Here is a 15552-nt window from a genome sequence, read left to right as displayed (position 1 = left end):
AATTCAGAGATAAAAAATTGCTTTTCCTTTATGTAGTGCTGATTCCTAAAACAGCAAAATAGAAGACAAAGCTTTATGCTGTCTTCTATCCATTAAACCTTGTAGTGAAGTATAAGCGATCCCCGCAAAGAGAATCTTAAAAGAGATGTGCACAACACCATGAGTAATAAATTCTTCATGTAGAGTTGAGAAGTAAGAAGTCAAAGAACTTATTAGCGACAGGAATTAATCGTAATTTTATGGTATCAACTCCTCTCAAAATGGCTGACACAGACTCCTTAAACACAGCAATTAGTTGCTATGGCAATGCCCGCTCCACAGTGGCAGGAAGCCCTCTCAGCGCCGAAGAATTACAGAAAACCGATGCCTACTGGCGGGCTTGTAATTATCTCGCGATCGGGATGATCTATCTTCGTGAAAATCCTCTTTTGCGTGAACCTCTCAAGCCAGAACATGTCAAAAATCGCCTACTCGGACATTGGGGGTCGAGTCCTGGCATGAGTTTCGTCTATACACATCTGAATCGCTTAATAAAGAAGTATGACCTGAACGCCATCTTTTTGGCAGGGCCCGGACATGGCGCTCCAGGTATTTTAGGCCCTGTATATCTCGAAGGAACCTACTCTGAGGTTTATCACGATATCAGTGAAGATGAAGAGGGAATGAAGCTCTTCTTTAAACAATTTTCTTTCCCTGGTGGGATTGGTAGCCACTGTACTCCCGAAACTCCAGGCTCGATCCATGAGGGCGGTGAACTTGGCTATAGCGTCTCCCATGCCTATGGTACTGTTTTTGACAATCCTGATTTAATCTCTGTCGTGATGGTCGGTGATGGCGAATCGGAAACTGGCCCCCTTGCAACAGCTTGGCATTCCAACAAGTTTATCAATCCGATTCGTGATGGCGCTGTATTACCGATTTTGCATCTGAATGGCTACAAGATTAACAATCCGACGGTACTATCACGCATTAGCCATGAAGAGCTAGAAAGTCTATTTATTGGCTATGGTTACCAACCCTATTTTGTGGAAGGTTCCGATCCTGAGTCAATGCATCAAGCGATCGCAGCGACCCTTGAGCATTGCATTAACGAGATTAGGCGTATTCAACAAGAATCTCGCAGTACAGGTATTCCCAAAAGAGCCAAATTTCCGATGATTGTATTGCGGACTCCTAAGGGCTGGACTGGACCCAAAGAAGTAGATGGACATAAGGTGGAAGGCTTTTGGCGAGCACACCAAGTCCCTCTTTCGGGAATGCACAACAATCCTGAGCATTTAAAAATGCTATCGGATTGGATGAAGAGCTATAAACCTGAAGAATTGTTTGATGCGTCTGGCAAGCTGATTCCTGAGTTAAAAGATCTTGCACCTATCGGCGAGCGCCGTATGAGTGCAAATCCAATTGCCAATGGCGGTTTATTGCGTCGCGGTTTGAGAATGCCAGATTTTCGCGACTATGGCGTGAAAATCGATAAAGCAGGTCAAAGCGAAGCGGAAAACACTAAGCCTTTGGGTGTATTTCTGCGCGATGTGATGCGTCAAAACATGGATAATTTCCGTGTATTTGGTCCAGACGAGAATACCTCCAATAAACTCCAAGCAATTTACGAAGTCAGTAAAAAGTTCTGGATTGCCGAATATCTGCCTGAAGATGCCGATGGTGGTGAACTAGCTACTGATGGGCGGGTGATGGAAATCCTCAGCGAGCATACCTTAGAAGGTTGGTTAGAGGGCTATTTGCTGACGGGAAGGCATGGATTCTTTTCTACATATGAATCCTTTGTGCATGTGATCGACTCGATGATTAACCAGCATTGTAAATGGCTGGAAATCAGTAGAGAGATTCCTTGGCGATCGCCGATCGCTTCTCTGAATCTCTTGATCACCTCCACAGTATGGCGACAAGACCACAATGGCTTTACCCATCAAGATCCAGGATTCTTGGACGTAGTAGTAAACAAGAGTGCAGAAGTAACACGCATTTATTTACCACCTGATGTGAATACGCTGTTATCGGTGTCCGATCACTGTTTGCGGAGTACCGACTATGTGAATGTGATCGTCTGTGACAAGCAATCCCATTTGCAATACTTGAGTATGGATGATGCGGTTAAGCACTGCACCAAAGGACTAGGCATTTGGGATTGGGCAAGTAACGATCAAGGTGCGGAACCAGATGTGGTAATGGTGGGCTGTGGTGATATTCTCACTCAAGAAGCTTTAGCTGCCACAATTCTGCTATGGGAGCATTTCCCAGAGTTGAAGATTCGCTTTATCAATGTTGTGGATCTGTTCAAGCTACAGCCTGATACCGAACATCCTCACGGTTTAAGCGATCGCGATTTTGATTCGCTCTTTACCACTGACAAGCCGATCATTTTCAATTTTCACGGTTATCCTTGGTTGATTCATCGTCTCGCCTATCGCCGCACCAATCACAAAAACCTGCATGTGCGTGGTTACAAGGAAAAGGGTAATATCAATACGCCTTTGGAACTTGCCATCAACAACCAAGTTGATCGCTTTAGTCTGGCGATCGATGTAATTGATCGCGTGCCAAAGCTAAAAAATATTGGCGCTCATGCGAAGGAATCTCTGCTCAATCAGCAAATCGAATGTCGTCAATATGCTTACGAGCATGGCATCGATAAACCTGAAATCGTGAACTGGCGTTATCCACATTAAACTAATATGGCTTACGCCAATAAGCCAAGAACTCAAGTTCTTGGCTCAAAGCTCAAGTCCACTGAAGTGGACTACAGAAGACTTCTAATCAGCCTTTTGATACCAAATCAAGAAATGGCGTAGCCATTTCTTGATTTAAAAAACCTTACTGGGTTTCAATTCACAAAAGTGTTGTCACACTTTTGTGAATTGGTATGAAAGGGTTTGCTAGCAATCTCCGCACAAAAGCTATAGTGAGGATTATGAACTTAAAACTATATCTGCTCCGTCATGGTGAAACTGCCTATAGTCGTACTGGTGGCTATTGTGGCGAACTTGATCCAGATTTAACTGATAATGGTGAAAAAATGGCAGCAGCCTTTGCTGATGCACATAAAGCGATCGCATGGGAGGCGATCATCGTTAGCCCAATGAAACGGACGATCGCCACAGCTACACCTTTATGTGAAGCTGTGAGCATAAAAATGCAATTGCACGATGGATTAAAAGAATTGCGTTATGGCAAATGGGAAGGACAAACCAATGAGTTTGTCAAAGAGAACTACAGCGAGGACTATCTGCGTTGGCTAACGGAACCCGCATGGAATCCTCCTACAGGAGGGGAAACAGCGGTGCAGCTTGCAAGCCGAGCTTCATTAGTAATAGCCGAAATCCAAGAAAAATATACATCGGGTAATGTGTTAGTAGTTTCACATAAGGCAACGATTCGGGTGATTCTCTGTAGTCTATTGGGAATCGATATGGGTCGATATCGCGATCGCATTGATGTTCCTGCTGCCTCGTTGAGTATTGTCCAGTTTGGTTCGCTTGGTCCTAAGCTCACAGTTTTAGGCGATCGCAGTTTTATGGACGATGAATTGCGATCTCTGTCAGGCACTTAGAAAATCGAGATAAAACTATGAAGATACTAGTTCTGAATGCGGGATCGAGTAGCCAAAAAAGTTGTCTGTATGATTTAGAAAATGCATTGCCTGATACGCCACCTGCACCAATTTGGGAAGCAAGCATCGACTGGACACACCATGATGGGTTTGCGGAAATAAAGGTTAAGCCACAACATGGGAAAGTTCTAGAAGAAGAGATATCCTCAACGTCTCGTCCTGAGATCATCACTCATATGCTCGAAACTCTGTGGAGTGGCGAATCTCCAGTTCTCCAAAGTCCATCAGAAATAGATATCATCGGTCATCGTGTCGTACATGGTGGTGCAGAATATCGCCAAAGTACGATCATTAATACCGAAGTAAAAGAGACGATCGCCAAATTAGCCATATTCGCACCAGTGCATAATCCTGCCAATTTGGAAGGAATTGAGGCTGCCGAACAACTATTTGGGAATACCCCCCAAGTTGCTGTATTTGACACCGCTTTTCACGCTCAACTCTCACCAGATGCTTATACCTACGCAATCCCTACAAAATACGCCGAGCAAGGAATTCGTCGCTATGGATTTCATGGCATTAGTCATCAATATTGTCGCGATCGCGCCGCAAGTATTCTTAATCGCAATATCAAAGATTTACGTCTGATTACCTGTCATTTGGGAAATGGATGTTCGCTCGCCGCAATTCGTAACGGTCAAAGTATTGACACGACAATGGGCTTTACTCCACTTGAAGGTTTAGTAATGGGCAGTCGCTCTGGTTCCATTGATGCAGGAATTCTTATTCATTTATTACGTCAACCTGATATGGATGTGGAGAAACTCGATCGCATACTAAATCGCGAATCAGGTTTGTTAGGAGTTTCAGGAATTTCGGCGGATCTGCGTCCAATTCTCAAGGCGATCACTGAAGGTAACACACAAGCGCAATTAGCCTTTGATGTGTATGTGCATAGCTTGCGATCGCATATTGGCGCAATGATAGCGAGTCTCAGCGGATTAGATGCTCTCGTATTCACCGCAGGTGTGGGCGAAAATGCTCCCACAGTTAGAGCGGCGGCTTGTGCAGGATTTGAGTTTTTAGGATTGAAACTGGATTTAGATAAGAACAATCAGAGATTGTTTGATGTAGATATTGCTGCACCTGATTCAGCGGTGCGAGTTTTAGTAATTCATACACAAGAAGACTGGGAAATTGCCCGTGAATGTTGGAATTTAAAGTAAATAAGCCAAGAACTCAAGTTCTTGGCTAAAAGCTAAAGTCTACTGAAGTAGACTGAACAAAACTAACCCGTTTCAACGGGTTTTTGCTCTTAGCCCGCACTTGAGTGCAGGGCTTTCCAGATGTGATAAAGTTTAGATTGTTAGTCTTGAGATAAGTGGCTTATGGTTTTAGCAGCCCTTCATCCAGTCACCTTAGATGAGTTTTCTCAACTTCCCAATATTGAAGAATCTCCAGCATGGGAATTTCTTAACGGTCAAGTATTGCAAAAGCCAATGCCTACTTTTTACCATAGCCTTTTGCAAAAGTATTTAGTTAGAGCGATCGACAATACTAATAGCACCTACGAAGCTTTTCCAGAACTGCGCTGTATTTTGAGCAAAAACTCTGTTGTTCCAGACATAACTATTATTCACAAAAGCCGCATACCTTTGGGTAATTCTGCAATTCAGGGCGCTCCAGATTGGCTAATTGAGATCCTCTCGACTGATCAAAGCACGACAAAACTAATCACAAAAATTCAAGCTTGTCTGGCTGAAGGTTCAAAACTCGGTTGGTTAATTGACAGCCAAGAAGAAGTAATCATGCTTTTTCTCCCAGATCAGCCACTCCAACTTGTTAGCGGTGACGATCCTCTAATCTTTTTAGATGGGATGTCATTACAACTAACTGCAAATCAGATTTTTGGTTGCTTAAAGCGGTAAATAATAAAGAGGACGCTTTGCGTCCTCTTTATTATTTACCGCTTATTTTGGCTTTATAGCCTAAACCTAGCAAGATCTGCAAAATTTTCTGACTGCAATCGCCTTGAATCTCGATCGCTTGCCCCTTACAGGTACCACCCGTTCCGCAATGATTTTTTAACTGCTTAGTCAGCTTTGCCAAATTCTCGGTCGTCGTCTGAAAACCTGTGACTTCAGTTACCGTCTTTCCACCCTTACCTCGGCGCGTTACTTGAATACGCGGATTTTGTTGCTGTGGAGGTAAATCGATCTCTTTTTGCTCAGAATCGTCTTCTTCAGGTGTGCCGAACTCGCGGTAAACTACACGATTTTTGGTCATAGCTGTAAGTAATCGTTAAATAAAATCCAATATTTTTTGTTGAAACTTTTGCTTCGCAAAAGTTTCAACAAAAAATATTATTCTGTCCATGCCGATCGCCATGCTAATTCTGCTTCGGCGATCGTCTTTTGTTGATATTTCTTTTCTAGCTCATTGTGCAAATGCGCTAGCCTTGCCGATAAAACGCGCAACTCGCCGCGATGAGACATGACTTTGCGATCGGTAAACTCAATTTCAGCAAGACGAATACTCATCTGTGGAGATTTATCATCTTTAGTCTTATTTTCTTCAAGATTTAAAACTTTATGCTCGACTAAAAGCTGGTTTAGTTTCTCCATGCTATCGTTAAGCAGCTTACTCAGCAAGTTATCAAGATTTTCTTGGTTAGTGCGACTTTCGCGATCGCATTCTTTGAGAGTTTTTTGCATCTGCTCACAGAGCGATTTGATCCTCTGCCGCAATGCTTCTTGCAAATTTTGACGTGCTGATAAAGATAGCGCTAGAAATGCATCAGGACATTTTTGGGTGCAAAACTTAAATACTGTTAGCAAGATTTGCTGCTGGACTGCCTCAGCAATCGCTTGTGAATACTCAATATGAATAGTATCGATACGAGTGATCGCCTCAGCGATCGCCTGTTGGATATTTTGAATATCTTTATCAATACGCACCAGCATGGGAGTTCACACTATTTTTTCTTTCGTTTTTTGTGGTCTTGCCAAAGAGGTAAGGATAGACGACGCTTTGCGTCGTCTATCCTTACCTCTTTATATTTGCATCGCCTACGGCTCTGCAAATATAGATTTTTGATTATTCGCCAACAACAAACCGCACAAAGCGACGAACTTTAACATTTTCGCTAAGTTTGGTAGCAGTTAGTTTAACCAATTCATCAACGGTGATGCTTTGATCTTTGATATAAGGCTGATCTAGTAAGCACAATTCTTTCAAGCGCTTTTCGATGCGACCAAGCACAATCTTCTCGCGAATAGCAGCAGGCTTGCTAGCTAAATCTTCTTTACCAGATTCAATTTGCTTTTCATTTTCGACAAATTCAGCAGGAATATCGCTAACACTGACATATTCAACGTTAGGGCAAGCAGCTATTTGCTTAGCTACGCTATCAGCTAGTTCTTTGAGTTCTTCACGACGCGCTACGAAATCAGTTTCGCAGTTAACTTCGACTAGTACACCAATACGGCTACCAAAGTGAATATAACTATGGACGATTCCTTCGGATGCTTCGCGGCTTGCTTTTTTAACAGCAGAGGCTAGCCCCTTTTGTCTTAGGTATTCAGTTGCCTTGGTAAAATCACCACTGGAGTCAACGAGCGCTGCTTTACAGTCTTTGATACCTGCGCCAGTTCTCGCACGTAGCTCTTGAATTTGTTGGGTTGTAATGTCTGCCATATTAAGTAAGCTTGTTTTGGATTTCTAGGGCAACATTTCGAGGAGCGAGGAGTTTTTGCTCGTTGCCGAAAATATCTCTCGAAAATATTTCTAAAATGTTTACAGTACTCTAAGTTATCACAATTCTATGTACACAGGGTTTTGAAAATTTTGGGCGATCTCCGAACTTGCCCAATAGATTAGAGGTAGTGATTCGCGATACCTCTAATCTATTGGGCAATGACATTTTGAGAATTCCAAAACCTGAAAACCAAAAGAGAGTTGCGGCGCAAAGCGCCGCAACTCTCTTTTGGTTTTTGATGTAGTTACAGTTTGTCAAATTGGCTTTAACCTAATATTTTTTGATGAATTAAAGCTTGTTGTTTGAGTTGCTGTACCCGATCGCTTAAAAATTGATCTCGATTTTCGAGTTGATCAACCCAAGCGTCCGTAAACGACTGTACGTTGTCTGGTAAATCCTCTAACTCCCAGCCAGAAATCCCTAAGTCTTCCATGAGATAAGAAACTTTAGGATCGTAACTAATTGCTGAACAGTTACTACCTTCAGCCGCCGCCATAATTAATCCATGCAACCGCATTGCGATCGTTAGATCGACACTTTTGAATATCCCCTTAAGGCGACGTGGATCTTTTTGAATGACGATTTGGCTACAACTTGGCATCTTTTCATTAAGCGAATCACAAATTGCTTGGGCGATCGCCTTATCTTGAGCTGGCTGAAATGGGATCAACATAATTTCAGCATTGGTTTGTAATTGCAACTTTTGCAAAGCCTCAGTAATTGTGGCAATGCGACAGGTAGTTAGCGCAGGATGCGATCGCAAAACCACAGCAACAAGAGGTTTTAATGCATCACGATCTATATTGATTGGATTTGCATCCAAAGCCCAAACAGGATCGGGAGCAACCACACTCTCAATTTGCCAGTCTGCTAATAGTTGTGCCGATTGGCGATCGCGCACGGACACCGATGAACATCCCTGAAAAGCACGTCTAGCGATCCATTTACTCAACTTACGCTTGAGTGGTCCCACCCCTTGCGCCCAAGCGATCGTTTGTAATCCCATCCCCTGCGCTAGTCCCATCAGTCCGCCATAGTAGATCGGATTTCTGGCACTAGTTGCATCTTGCATCAAGCTACCACCGCCCCAAATAAATAGATCCGATCGCTTAAGTTCATTGATTAAGGCAAATACTGAATAGCGATCGCTAGCTTCGACTTGATGTAAATTTTCGGTAGCTCTGGGACTGGCCGACAAAACAAGCGGTTGGATATCTTTGGGTAGCATTTGCAGCAATGTGGCAAGTAGCGCCTCATCCCCACCATTTCCCATTCCGTAATATCCACATAAAACCGCACGTCGCATATTTAATGTCCCAAATATTTTTTAGCTTTGCCGCAATTATCACGGGATCTTATTCTCGCGCATTTGCAACAAGTATTAGATTTTTCATCGCCGCAGGCACTGAAAAATCTAATACCAAATCACAAAAGTGCTTTGGTATTACGCTATGCAATTTCGATAAATGTGGCACTGATGACTAGGGTTAAACCAATTAACAACCAGACAATTGGCATGTATTCAGGGCTAATAAAGCTATTACCTAACTGCATGAGGGCGATCGCCATGCCTGTCATGCTAGCAATCATAATTGCCCATAACCAGTGCAAACGAACTCGACTAGAACGCCTCTTTGGTTTTTGTAAAAGTTTTGGGGATGAAGTTGTTATATAGACCTGAGTCTTTGGCGATCGCTTGTTGGCAACTGCCAGATTACCCATTGATCGATTGGTGATAACGTGGGTCGAGCCAAATGACTTGTAAGGCTTTGGCAGTATTTTTTGTGAGGTTTTTGGCGTGCTAGTTTGATGAAATCTCGGCTTTAGCTGTCTTCTTCTCTGGTATATACGTTTTTCAATTTTCTTAAGTCGCAACCAAAATAGCAGTAATAACGTAATGGCAATTGAGCCTAACGCGATCGCTAACTTGACTAAAAGCAATAGCAAGTCTATGTTTTCTTGAAGGGATAAGACAATTGCCATATATGCTGTAATCAAGTCAAATTATGGATTTATTACACAATATTTTTTCACCTCACCCAAAAATCCACGAACTAGAAATCATCAGCAAAAGTGCCAGTAAAAACATGAAAATCAAACCCAAGATAAAAAATGTCGGCACTTCGTGCCGACATTTTTATCTTGGGTTTGATTTTTGTTCAGGCATAAACTATAGCAAAGGCACTGTAAAAATCCAGCCAAAGACATTTGGTGGATTTTTCAAGGTTGACTACTGAGATAGGTTAATTCCACGTTTGGGGCAAGCGTAATCACATCACCGTTACATAGATCATGGGAAGAGGCAATCTTCATATGATGGTTAATTATTACCCCATTGACACTCGGCTTACCAGACAAATCCCCATCAATAATTCGGTACAAATAACGGCCACCCTCGCCAGGCACACGCAGCAATACAGCGTGTTGTCGAGAGACAAATCGCGAATAAAGTTGAATATTATTATTCACATCCCGCCCGATCGTATACTTTAAGCCATCAAGTGCGAGTTTTCTACTACCTCTCGCATCAGTGATTAATAGTGTGTGACTAACGTGTGTTTCGCTCATTAGCTCACCAAAAAAAGAAGTAGATGTGGCTTACCAGCGAAAAGTATATGCTACTGGTAGGCATTTAGTTTAATCTCGCTCTACTTTACTCTACAAATGGGTTGAATTATAGAGTTTTTATCAAGAGTTAGCGAATCTCTGTAGCTTATTTATTCTTTGCACATTTAGAGAACATAGTTAAACTTAAATCTTCAAGTTAATTTTTAAATTAACTTCGGTGCAAGATACAGAATATGTACTTCAGGCGCGAACGTGACAATATCACCATCTTGCAGATCATGGGAAGAAACTTTTTGGGTCGCATTTAAAACAATCCCATTTTTGCTGGGTTTACCTGAGGCGCTACCATCGATAATCCGATAAGTATCAAGGCGATCGCGATGACGAACTTTCCTTATGGTTGCGTGATACCGCGAGACAAAATCAGAGTTGAGATGAACGGTGTTATCGGATTCTCGACCGATTGTATATTGATTTTCTACTAGCTGCATCTTGCGAGTTCCGCTGTTGTCGGTTACTACCAACGTATGTTCGCTGGAAAAATTAATACTAATTTCAGATTCTTCATGGGTTGTGCTTGTCATATTTTTACAATTAATCCTATTTTATTCGTTTAACTTAATCTGGAGCTAACGATGAAAGCAAGCACCTTTGGGATGAGGGGAAAATGCCTACCTTGATTGGCTTTCTAAGCAGCTAGGCACAATTAAATATAAAAACCCCAAGATCTGTATCGCCCGCTGCACGGGAGGTACAGATCTTGGCTTTGTTTTTTAATTATGACGAGGTACTTATACAATATTCAATTGAAACTCGATATATCTCGGAGAAATACTTTAGTGGACATTACGGAGATAGCACGCCAGACCCAGATTTTATCCCAGCGCCTGAGCATTGCTCAGGAATATCTTTGACGTACCTGCGATCGCAGCAAAAATTACTGATCTGGAACAAACAGCTGCCCAACCAGAATTTTGGGAGAATAGTGACCAAGCCCAAAAAACAATGCGCGAACTAGATGCGCTGAAATCTTACCTCGAAAAGTTTGAGCGCTGGCAGAAAACCATCGAAAATCTGGAAGCGATCGCTGAGTTACTCGCCCTTGAGAACGATCCAGCTTTAGCAAATGAAGCTAAACAGAGCCTGAGTCAAATACTGCAAGAGATGGATCGTTGGGATTTAGAGCAACTACTGTCAGGAACCTATGACAAATATGATGCAATTTTAACAATCAATGCTGGCGCTGGGGGCACTGACTCCCAAGACTGGACAGAAATGCTGCTACGGATGTATACGCGCTTTTGTGAATCACAAGGATACAAAGTGGAGATTTCTGAAATTTCTGAAGGGGAAGAGGCAGGCATCAAATCAGTAACTTTGCTCGTACATGGGCGTTATGCCTATGGCTACCTTGCTCCTGAAAAAGGCACACATCGTCTTGTCCGAATTTCCCCGTTTAATGCCAATGATAAGCGTCAAACCAGTTTTGCTGGCGTAGAAGTCATGCCATTACTCGAAGAGGATGTCGATCTCGAAATTGATCCGAAAGAATTAGAAATTACGACCACTAGAGCAGGTGGCAAAGGCGGTCAAAACGTCAACAAAGTAGAAACGGCTGTAAGAATTACTCATTTACCCACAGGGATTTCGGTACGCTGTACACAAGAGCGATCGCAATTACAAAACAAAGAAAATGCCATGCGATTGCTGAAAGCAAAATTATTAATTATTGCCCAAGAACAACGCGCTCAGAAAATAGCGGATATTCGTGGCGATATGGTGGAAGCGGCTTGGGGCAACCAAATTCGCAACTATGTGTTTCATCCTTACCAGTTAGTAAAAGATTTACGGACAGGGGAAGAAACCACAAATATTCAAAATGTAATGGATGGAGACCTTGATCCTTTCATTCAGTCATATTTGCGGCAACAAAATCAGCCTGTTTGAGTCAATACTTTTAGAATGAGTACCTCAGGCTTATATTAAGACTCAGTTTTAAGGATTGTGAGGTTTGCTATGCAAGCCTCACAGATTGTGAGTTTTTAATTTTTTGCCCATTACTTAACAGATACAGATTACGTCCTTAGAGTTTTTGGCGATTAATGGCAATTGATTATGAATAGTTGGCATCAGAGAAATTCGGTTTATTTTAAGCAATTTGTAAGCAAGCAATTTGCTAACAAGCAACTTGTTAATGGGCAAACCCAAAATCTAGGTCTAACATCAGATCTACTAGATGTTAAGAATAATTTCAAAAAACACTTAGATCAGGGATTAGTCACAATTAGCTTACTTGGTCTATGTGTAGTTATAGTCGCCATTGTTGAGCCAATGATTAGTGGTAGTCGCTTATCTGCGGCGGCTGAAACCTGCGTCAAACCATCAAACTTACAAAACTTTCTCACCAAAGTGTCTCTTGGTGAAGACAATCTTACTCGTTATGCAGCTGCTGCTAATGCGATCGAAAACAAACGTCTAGAGATTTTTAGAGAGGCGAAAAGTAACCCTGATTGGAGTAATGTTGCGAATCTCGCAGAATCGCAACAAACTAAAGTCTGCGATCTCACAAATCCACCAGAATTTTTGCGATCGCTTTGCAACCAGTTACGCACCTATAGCGAAGAAGAAATTTGCCGCAATGGATTTACCACGAAAGAGTTTAATCAAATCACGCTGGAGCAGAAGCAAAATCCGCGTCTTAGAAGCTTAATCCAAGGTAAGCAGATGCAATTACGCGGTAACAAGTAAAGAAAAATAACGCAATGTAGGGGTAATTCATGAATTACCCCTACATTGCGTTATTTTTTGTAAGCCCAAAACAAAAACGAGAAGCTTTGCTTCTCGTTTTTGTTTTTTGTAACGATCACACCAAAATTCAACTATTTTTTATTTTGTTTGCTAAAACGCCCAAAATCGTCTATAAGAAACAAGGCAAAATCAGACATCTACGACATTCGTGATGATTATTTTTTCTTCTCCTATTGACAATGGTCACTTACAGTCTATAATCCCTCCATTGTTTAGTATGCCCAGTGCTACACAAGCTACAAAACTCATAAAGACACGCTTATGTTCGGCTTAAAATTTGGCGGAAAGTCTAAGAAAGGCATCGGAATTGAAATCACTTCCGAGAAAGTTAACCTAGTTCAATTGCGCCGCAAGGGGCAATCTTCTTACAAGCTAGTGACGTATGGTAGCGTCGAGCTTCCCGAAGGTACTGTTGAAGAAGGACGTATTCTCGACCCTGTAGCGCTGGGAGAAGTTATTCGCAGTTTGCTAGCAGACAAAAAAATAAAAGTTAAGAAGGTTGCTACGGCTCTACCAGGTCGAGAGACTGTAAGCCGTCTGATTCGCCTTCCAGCGGAAATTCCTGACATCGAACTGCGCGAGATGGTTCTTAATCAAGAGGCTAGTCTGTACTTACCTTTTCCTCGCGAAGATGCTGATGTTGATTATCAAAAGTTGGGTACAGCGCTTGATGATGATGGCATCGAACGTATTGAGATTCTGATGGTGGCAACACCTAAAGAGGTCACAGACAGCTACATGCAGGCACTAGAAATAGCACAGCTACAGGTTGATGTTGTTGAGGTTAGTAGCTTTGCTCTCATTCGTGCTATGCACAATGAGTTATCAAGATTTAGCACCTTAGCGGAAGCAGTAGCGATCGTCGATATCGAGTACGAAGCCACCGAAATTACGGTAACAGTTGATGGAGTTCCACAATTTTCTCGGACTTTCCCGATCGGTACGGCGCAGATTCAAAATGCTCAATTGCGAGCCATTAACCTGCCTCCACGCAGGACAACAGACATGGAAATGTTGAGTTCAACTGTTGTTCCTGTTCAATCCATGGATACGGCAAGTCTTGCTGGTGGTGGTGGAACTCCAGGGGATGCCGCTATTATGCGGGTTGTTGGCGATCTTTCAGATGAGCTAAGACGCTCAATTGACTTCTACACTAGCCAATCTCCTGGTTCGGATGTTGTGCAGTTATTGATTGCAGGTCCTGGGGCTTGTATTGGTCAATTAAACGAGTTCTTCAGTCAACGCCTCGGTATTGCTGCTATTGCAGTTGACCCACTTACTGCCGTTGGCGTAACTGTTGATATGGACATTCCTATTCAGGAACGCAATGGCTATGTCTGTTGCTCTAGGTCTAGGTTTGAGGGAGGTTTAAAAGGGCGTTATGTATACACTTGATATTAATTTTTTAAGCGATCGCGCTGCTGAAGAATCTCAAGCATTGGAACGTCAACCGATTGCTGATTCACAGTTTTTAGTCTATGGAGGTGCGGCTGCTGTAGTTGCTCTCGCCATAGTTGGTGGTGCTTTTTTAGTCCTAAACTCGCAAAATGAGGGCATCAAACAAAAGCTCTCTGTTTTAACTGCTGAGGAGTCACAACTAAATAGCAAGCTTACAGCGCTGAAAAGTCAAGAAACTGAACTTCAAGCGATACAAGCTAGAACTGGAGAGCTTGTTAATCTGTTTGTGGGTAATTTGCCTGTCAGTGCGATCGCTGACGACATCAGAAAACGTACTCCCATTACTGTTCAAGTGGAAGCCATCACCCAAGCATCGGCTGCTGCAACAGCTCAAGCTCCTGCTGGTTCGACGATATCTATCAGTGGAAAAGCTACTAACTATAACGAGCTAAATGATTTTCTATTGTTGCTCAAAGCATCACCGCTTCTGGACGATAAACTAACGGAGTTAAAGACATCTACCTTGCAACCAGCGACTTCTGACAAGAATTTCACGCTGGTCAACTTTCAAATCCAGACCACTGTTACTAAAAAGAGTCCTGCGGATATCTTACCCGCACTCCAAAAGTCAGGAGCCGATGGGTTAGTTACGAGAGTCAATCTATTAAAGCAACAGGGAGTTATCAAATAAAATGACAAACGTTGGAGCTGCTTCAGGAATTGAAGATGGTGCAGGTGGTGTAACACTATTTGGACTCACCTTAACATCAAAGGTTTTAGGAATCTTACTCGGAGTTGGTGGGGTTGTTTTAGCTGGTTATGTAGCTGCAACCTATGTCATGCCAATCTGGGATTCAGTTCAGGCTGGACAAAAAAATATTGATGCTAAAACGACAAATGTTACAACTCTCAAAGGTCAAGTAGCAAGTAAAAGTAATATTGCTCAAAAGATTGAGGAAGCAAATCAACAGAATAAATTTGTTCTATCGCTTTTACCAAATGTAGACAATATTGATACGCTAATCCGCGATATTCAAGAGCAGATTCCTAAGACTATTGTGATTGCTTTGCCACCAGATTTCTCCTATGAACTAGCAGGAACCTTGAGGAATTTCCAGCCTTCTGTTCCAGTTGTAGGGGCACAGTATGATACTTATTCCTTCACGATTGGCTTTGATGGAAAGTTTGAGGATGTATTGAATACAATCCAAAAAATTGAGCGATTAAAGCCTCTACTAGTAGTCAAAGATTTAAAACTAACAAAAAAGGCTTTGCCAACTGCTACTTTTAAGTTTTCTCGCCCGATCGCAGCTGGGAAGGAAAAAGAAATTCTGGATATCTTGCCACCATTAATTGGAGCAGACTTCACGCTAGAAGCCTTTGTCCCTAAAACTGATGAGGAGCTGAAGAAGGCTGCTACTCCACCGAAAAAGTAAAAAAATATTTACTTCCT

15 protein-coding genes and 1 pseudogene are annotated in these 15552 nt (G+C 42.3%); 9 read left to right on the top strand and 7 right to left on the bottom strand.

The features are described 5' to 3' along the window. The first annotated feature begins 239 nt into the window (after positions 1-239). The 4 genes from PseudUWO311_RS07760 (at position 240) to PseudUWO311_RS07745 (ending at position 5496) form a co-directional block, all read left to right on the top strand. On the top strand, positions 240-2687 hold the full coding sequence (locus tag PseudUWO311_RS07760) for a phosphoketolase (RefSeq protein WP_142654631.1): 2448 nt from the start codon (positions 240-242) through the stop codon (positions 2685-2687). Between the two features lie 242 nt (positions 2688-2929). Beyond that, positions 2930-3568, top strand: coding sequence for a histidine phosphatase family protein (locus PseudUWO311_RS07755; protein ID WP_142654630.1), 639 nt, complete (start codon positions 2930-2932; stop codon positions 3566-3568). Positions 3569-3585: 17 nt separating this feature from the next. Beyond that, complete coding sequence (locus PseudUWO311_RS07750; protein WP_142654629.1) at positions 3586-4794, top strand: acetate kinase; 1209 nt, start codon at positions 3586-3588, stop codon at positions 4792-4794. 162 nt (positions 4795-4956) lie between these two features. Next, positions 4957-5496 carry a Uma2 family endonuclease gene (locus PseudUWO311_RS07745; RefSeq protein WP_142654628.1) on the top strand — a complete coding sequence of 180 codons (540 nt, stop codon included), beginning with the start codon at positions 4957-4959 and terminating at the stop codon, positions 5494-5496. A gap of 31 nt (positions 5497-5527) precedes the next feature. Here the strand turns inward: PseudUWO311_RS07745 and PseudUWO311_RS07740 are convergent, their stop codons facing one another. The 7 genes from PseudUWO311_RS07740 to PseudUWO311_RS07710 all read right to left on the bottom strand — a co-directional run bounded on the left by PseudUWO311_RS07740 (position 5528) and on the right by PseudUWO311_RS07710 (position 10477). Further along, positions 5528-5854: a translation initiation factor gene (locus PseudUWO311_RS07740; protein ID WP_142654627.1), complete on the bottom strand. Its 327-nt coding sequence runs from the start codon at positions 5852-5854 to the stop codon at positions 5528-5530. 77 nt (positions 5855-5931) lie between these two features. Next, positions 5932-6531: a hypothetical protein gene (locus PseudUWO311_RS07735; protein WP_142654626.1), complete on the bottom strand. Its 600-nt coding sequence runs from the start codon at positions 6529-6531 to the stop codon at positions 5932-5934. Positions 6532-6664: 133 nt separating this feature from the next. After that, the gene (gene tsf, locus PseudUWO311_RS07730) at positions 6665-7264 is read right to left on the bottom strand and encodes a translation elongation factor Ts (RefSeq protein WP_142654625.1); all 600 of its coding nucleotides are present in this window, start codon (positions 7262-7264) and stop codon (positions 6665-6667) included. Positions 7265-7590: 326 nt separating this feature from the next. Continuing rightward, complete coding sequence (gene csaB / locus PseudUWO311_RS07725; RefSeq protein WP_142654624.1) at positions 7591-8631, bottom strand: polysaccharide pyruvyl transferase CsaB; 1041 nt, start codon at positions 8629-8631, stop codon at positions 7591-7593. Positions 8632-8774: 143 nt separating this feature from the next. Beyond that, on the bottom strand, positions 8775-9308 hold the full coding sequence (locus PseudUWO311_RS07720) for a hypothetical protein (protein ID WP_142654623.1): 534 nt from the start codon (positions 9306-9308) through the stop codon (positions 8775-8777). Between the two features lie 237 nt (positions 9309-9545). Continuing rightward, positions 9546-9893 (bottom strand): FHA domain-containing protein, encoded by a 348-nt coding sequence (locus PseudUWO311_RS07715; protein WP_142654622.1) that lies wholly within the window; start codon positions 9891-9893, stop codon positions 9546-9548. A gap of 203 nt (positions 9894-10096) precedes the next feature. After that, positions 10097-10477, bottom strand: coding sequence for an FHA domain-containing protein (locus tag PseudUWO311_RS07710; RefSeq protein ID WP_142654621.1), 381 nt, complete (start codon positions 10475-10477; stop codon positions 10097-10099). A gap of 255 nt (positions 10478-10732) precedes the next feature. Between PseudUWO311_RS07710 and prfB the strand changes: the two genes are divergently transcribed. The 5 genes and pseudogenes from prfB to PseudUWO311_RS07685 all read left to right on the top strand — a co-directional run bounded on the left by prfB (position 10733) and on the right by PseudUWO311_RS07685 (position 15535). After that, positions 10733-11840 (top strand): peptide chain release factor 2 gene (gene prfB / locus PseudUWO311_RS07705; protein WP_142654725.1). Its coding sequence is split into 2 segments (ribosomal slippage): positions 10733-10804 and positions 10806-11840, totalling 1107 coding nucleotides; the frame shifts between segments, so codons are not numbered across the junction. Between the two features lie 168 nt (positions 11841-12008). Beyond that, positions 12009-12641, top strand: a complete 633-nt coding sequence (locus PseudUWO311_RS07700) for a DUF4168 domain-containing protein (RefSeq protein WP_142654620.1) — start codon at positions 12009-12011, stop codon at positions 12639-12641. 321 nt (positions 12642-12962) lie between these two features. Further along, positions 12963-14073: pseudogene (gene pilM, locus PseudUWO311_RS07695) on the top strand (type IV pilus biogenesis protein PilM). 9 nt (positions 14074-14082) lie between these two features. Then, entirely contained in the window at positions 14083-14790 is a 708-nt protein-coding gene (locus PseudUWO311_RS07690; protein WP_142654619.1) for a PilN domain-containing protein, read from the top strand. A 1-nt stretch (position 14791) separates the two neighbouring features. Continuing rightward, on the top strand, positions 14792-15535 hold the full coding sequence (locus PseudUWO311_RS07685) for a hypothetical protein (protein ID WP_142654618.1): 744 nt from the start codon (positions 14792-14794) through the stop codon (positions 15533-15535). Positions 15536-15552: the final 17 nt, after the last annotated feature.

The sequence above is a fragment of the Pseudanabaena sp. UWO311 genome (genome assembly GCF_006937785.1).
Taxonomy (GTDB): Bacteria; Cyanobacteriota; Cyanobacteriia; order Pseudanabaenales; family Pseudanabaenaceae; genus Pseudanabaena.
Note: the sequence above shows the minus strand (reverse complement) of the source record. Positions and strands in the feature narration are given on the sequence as shown.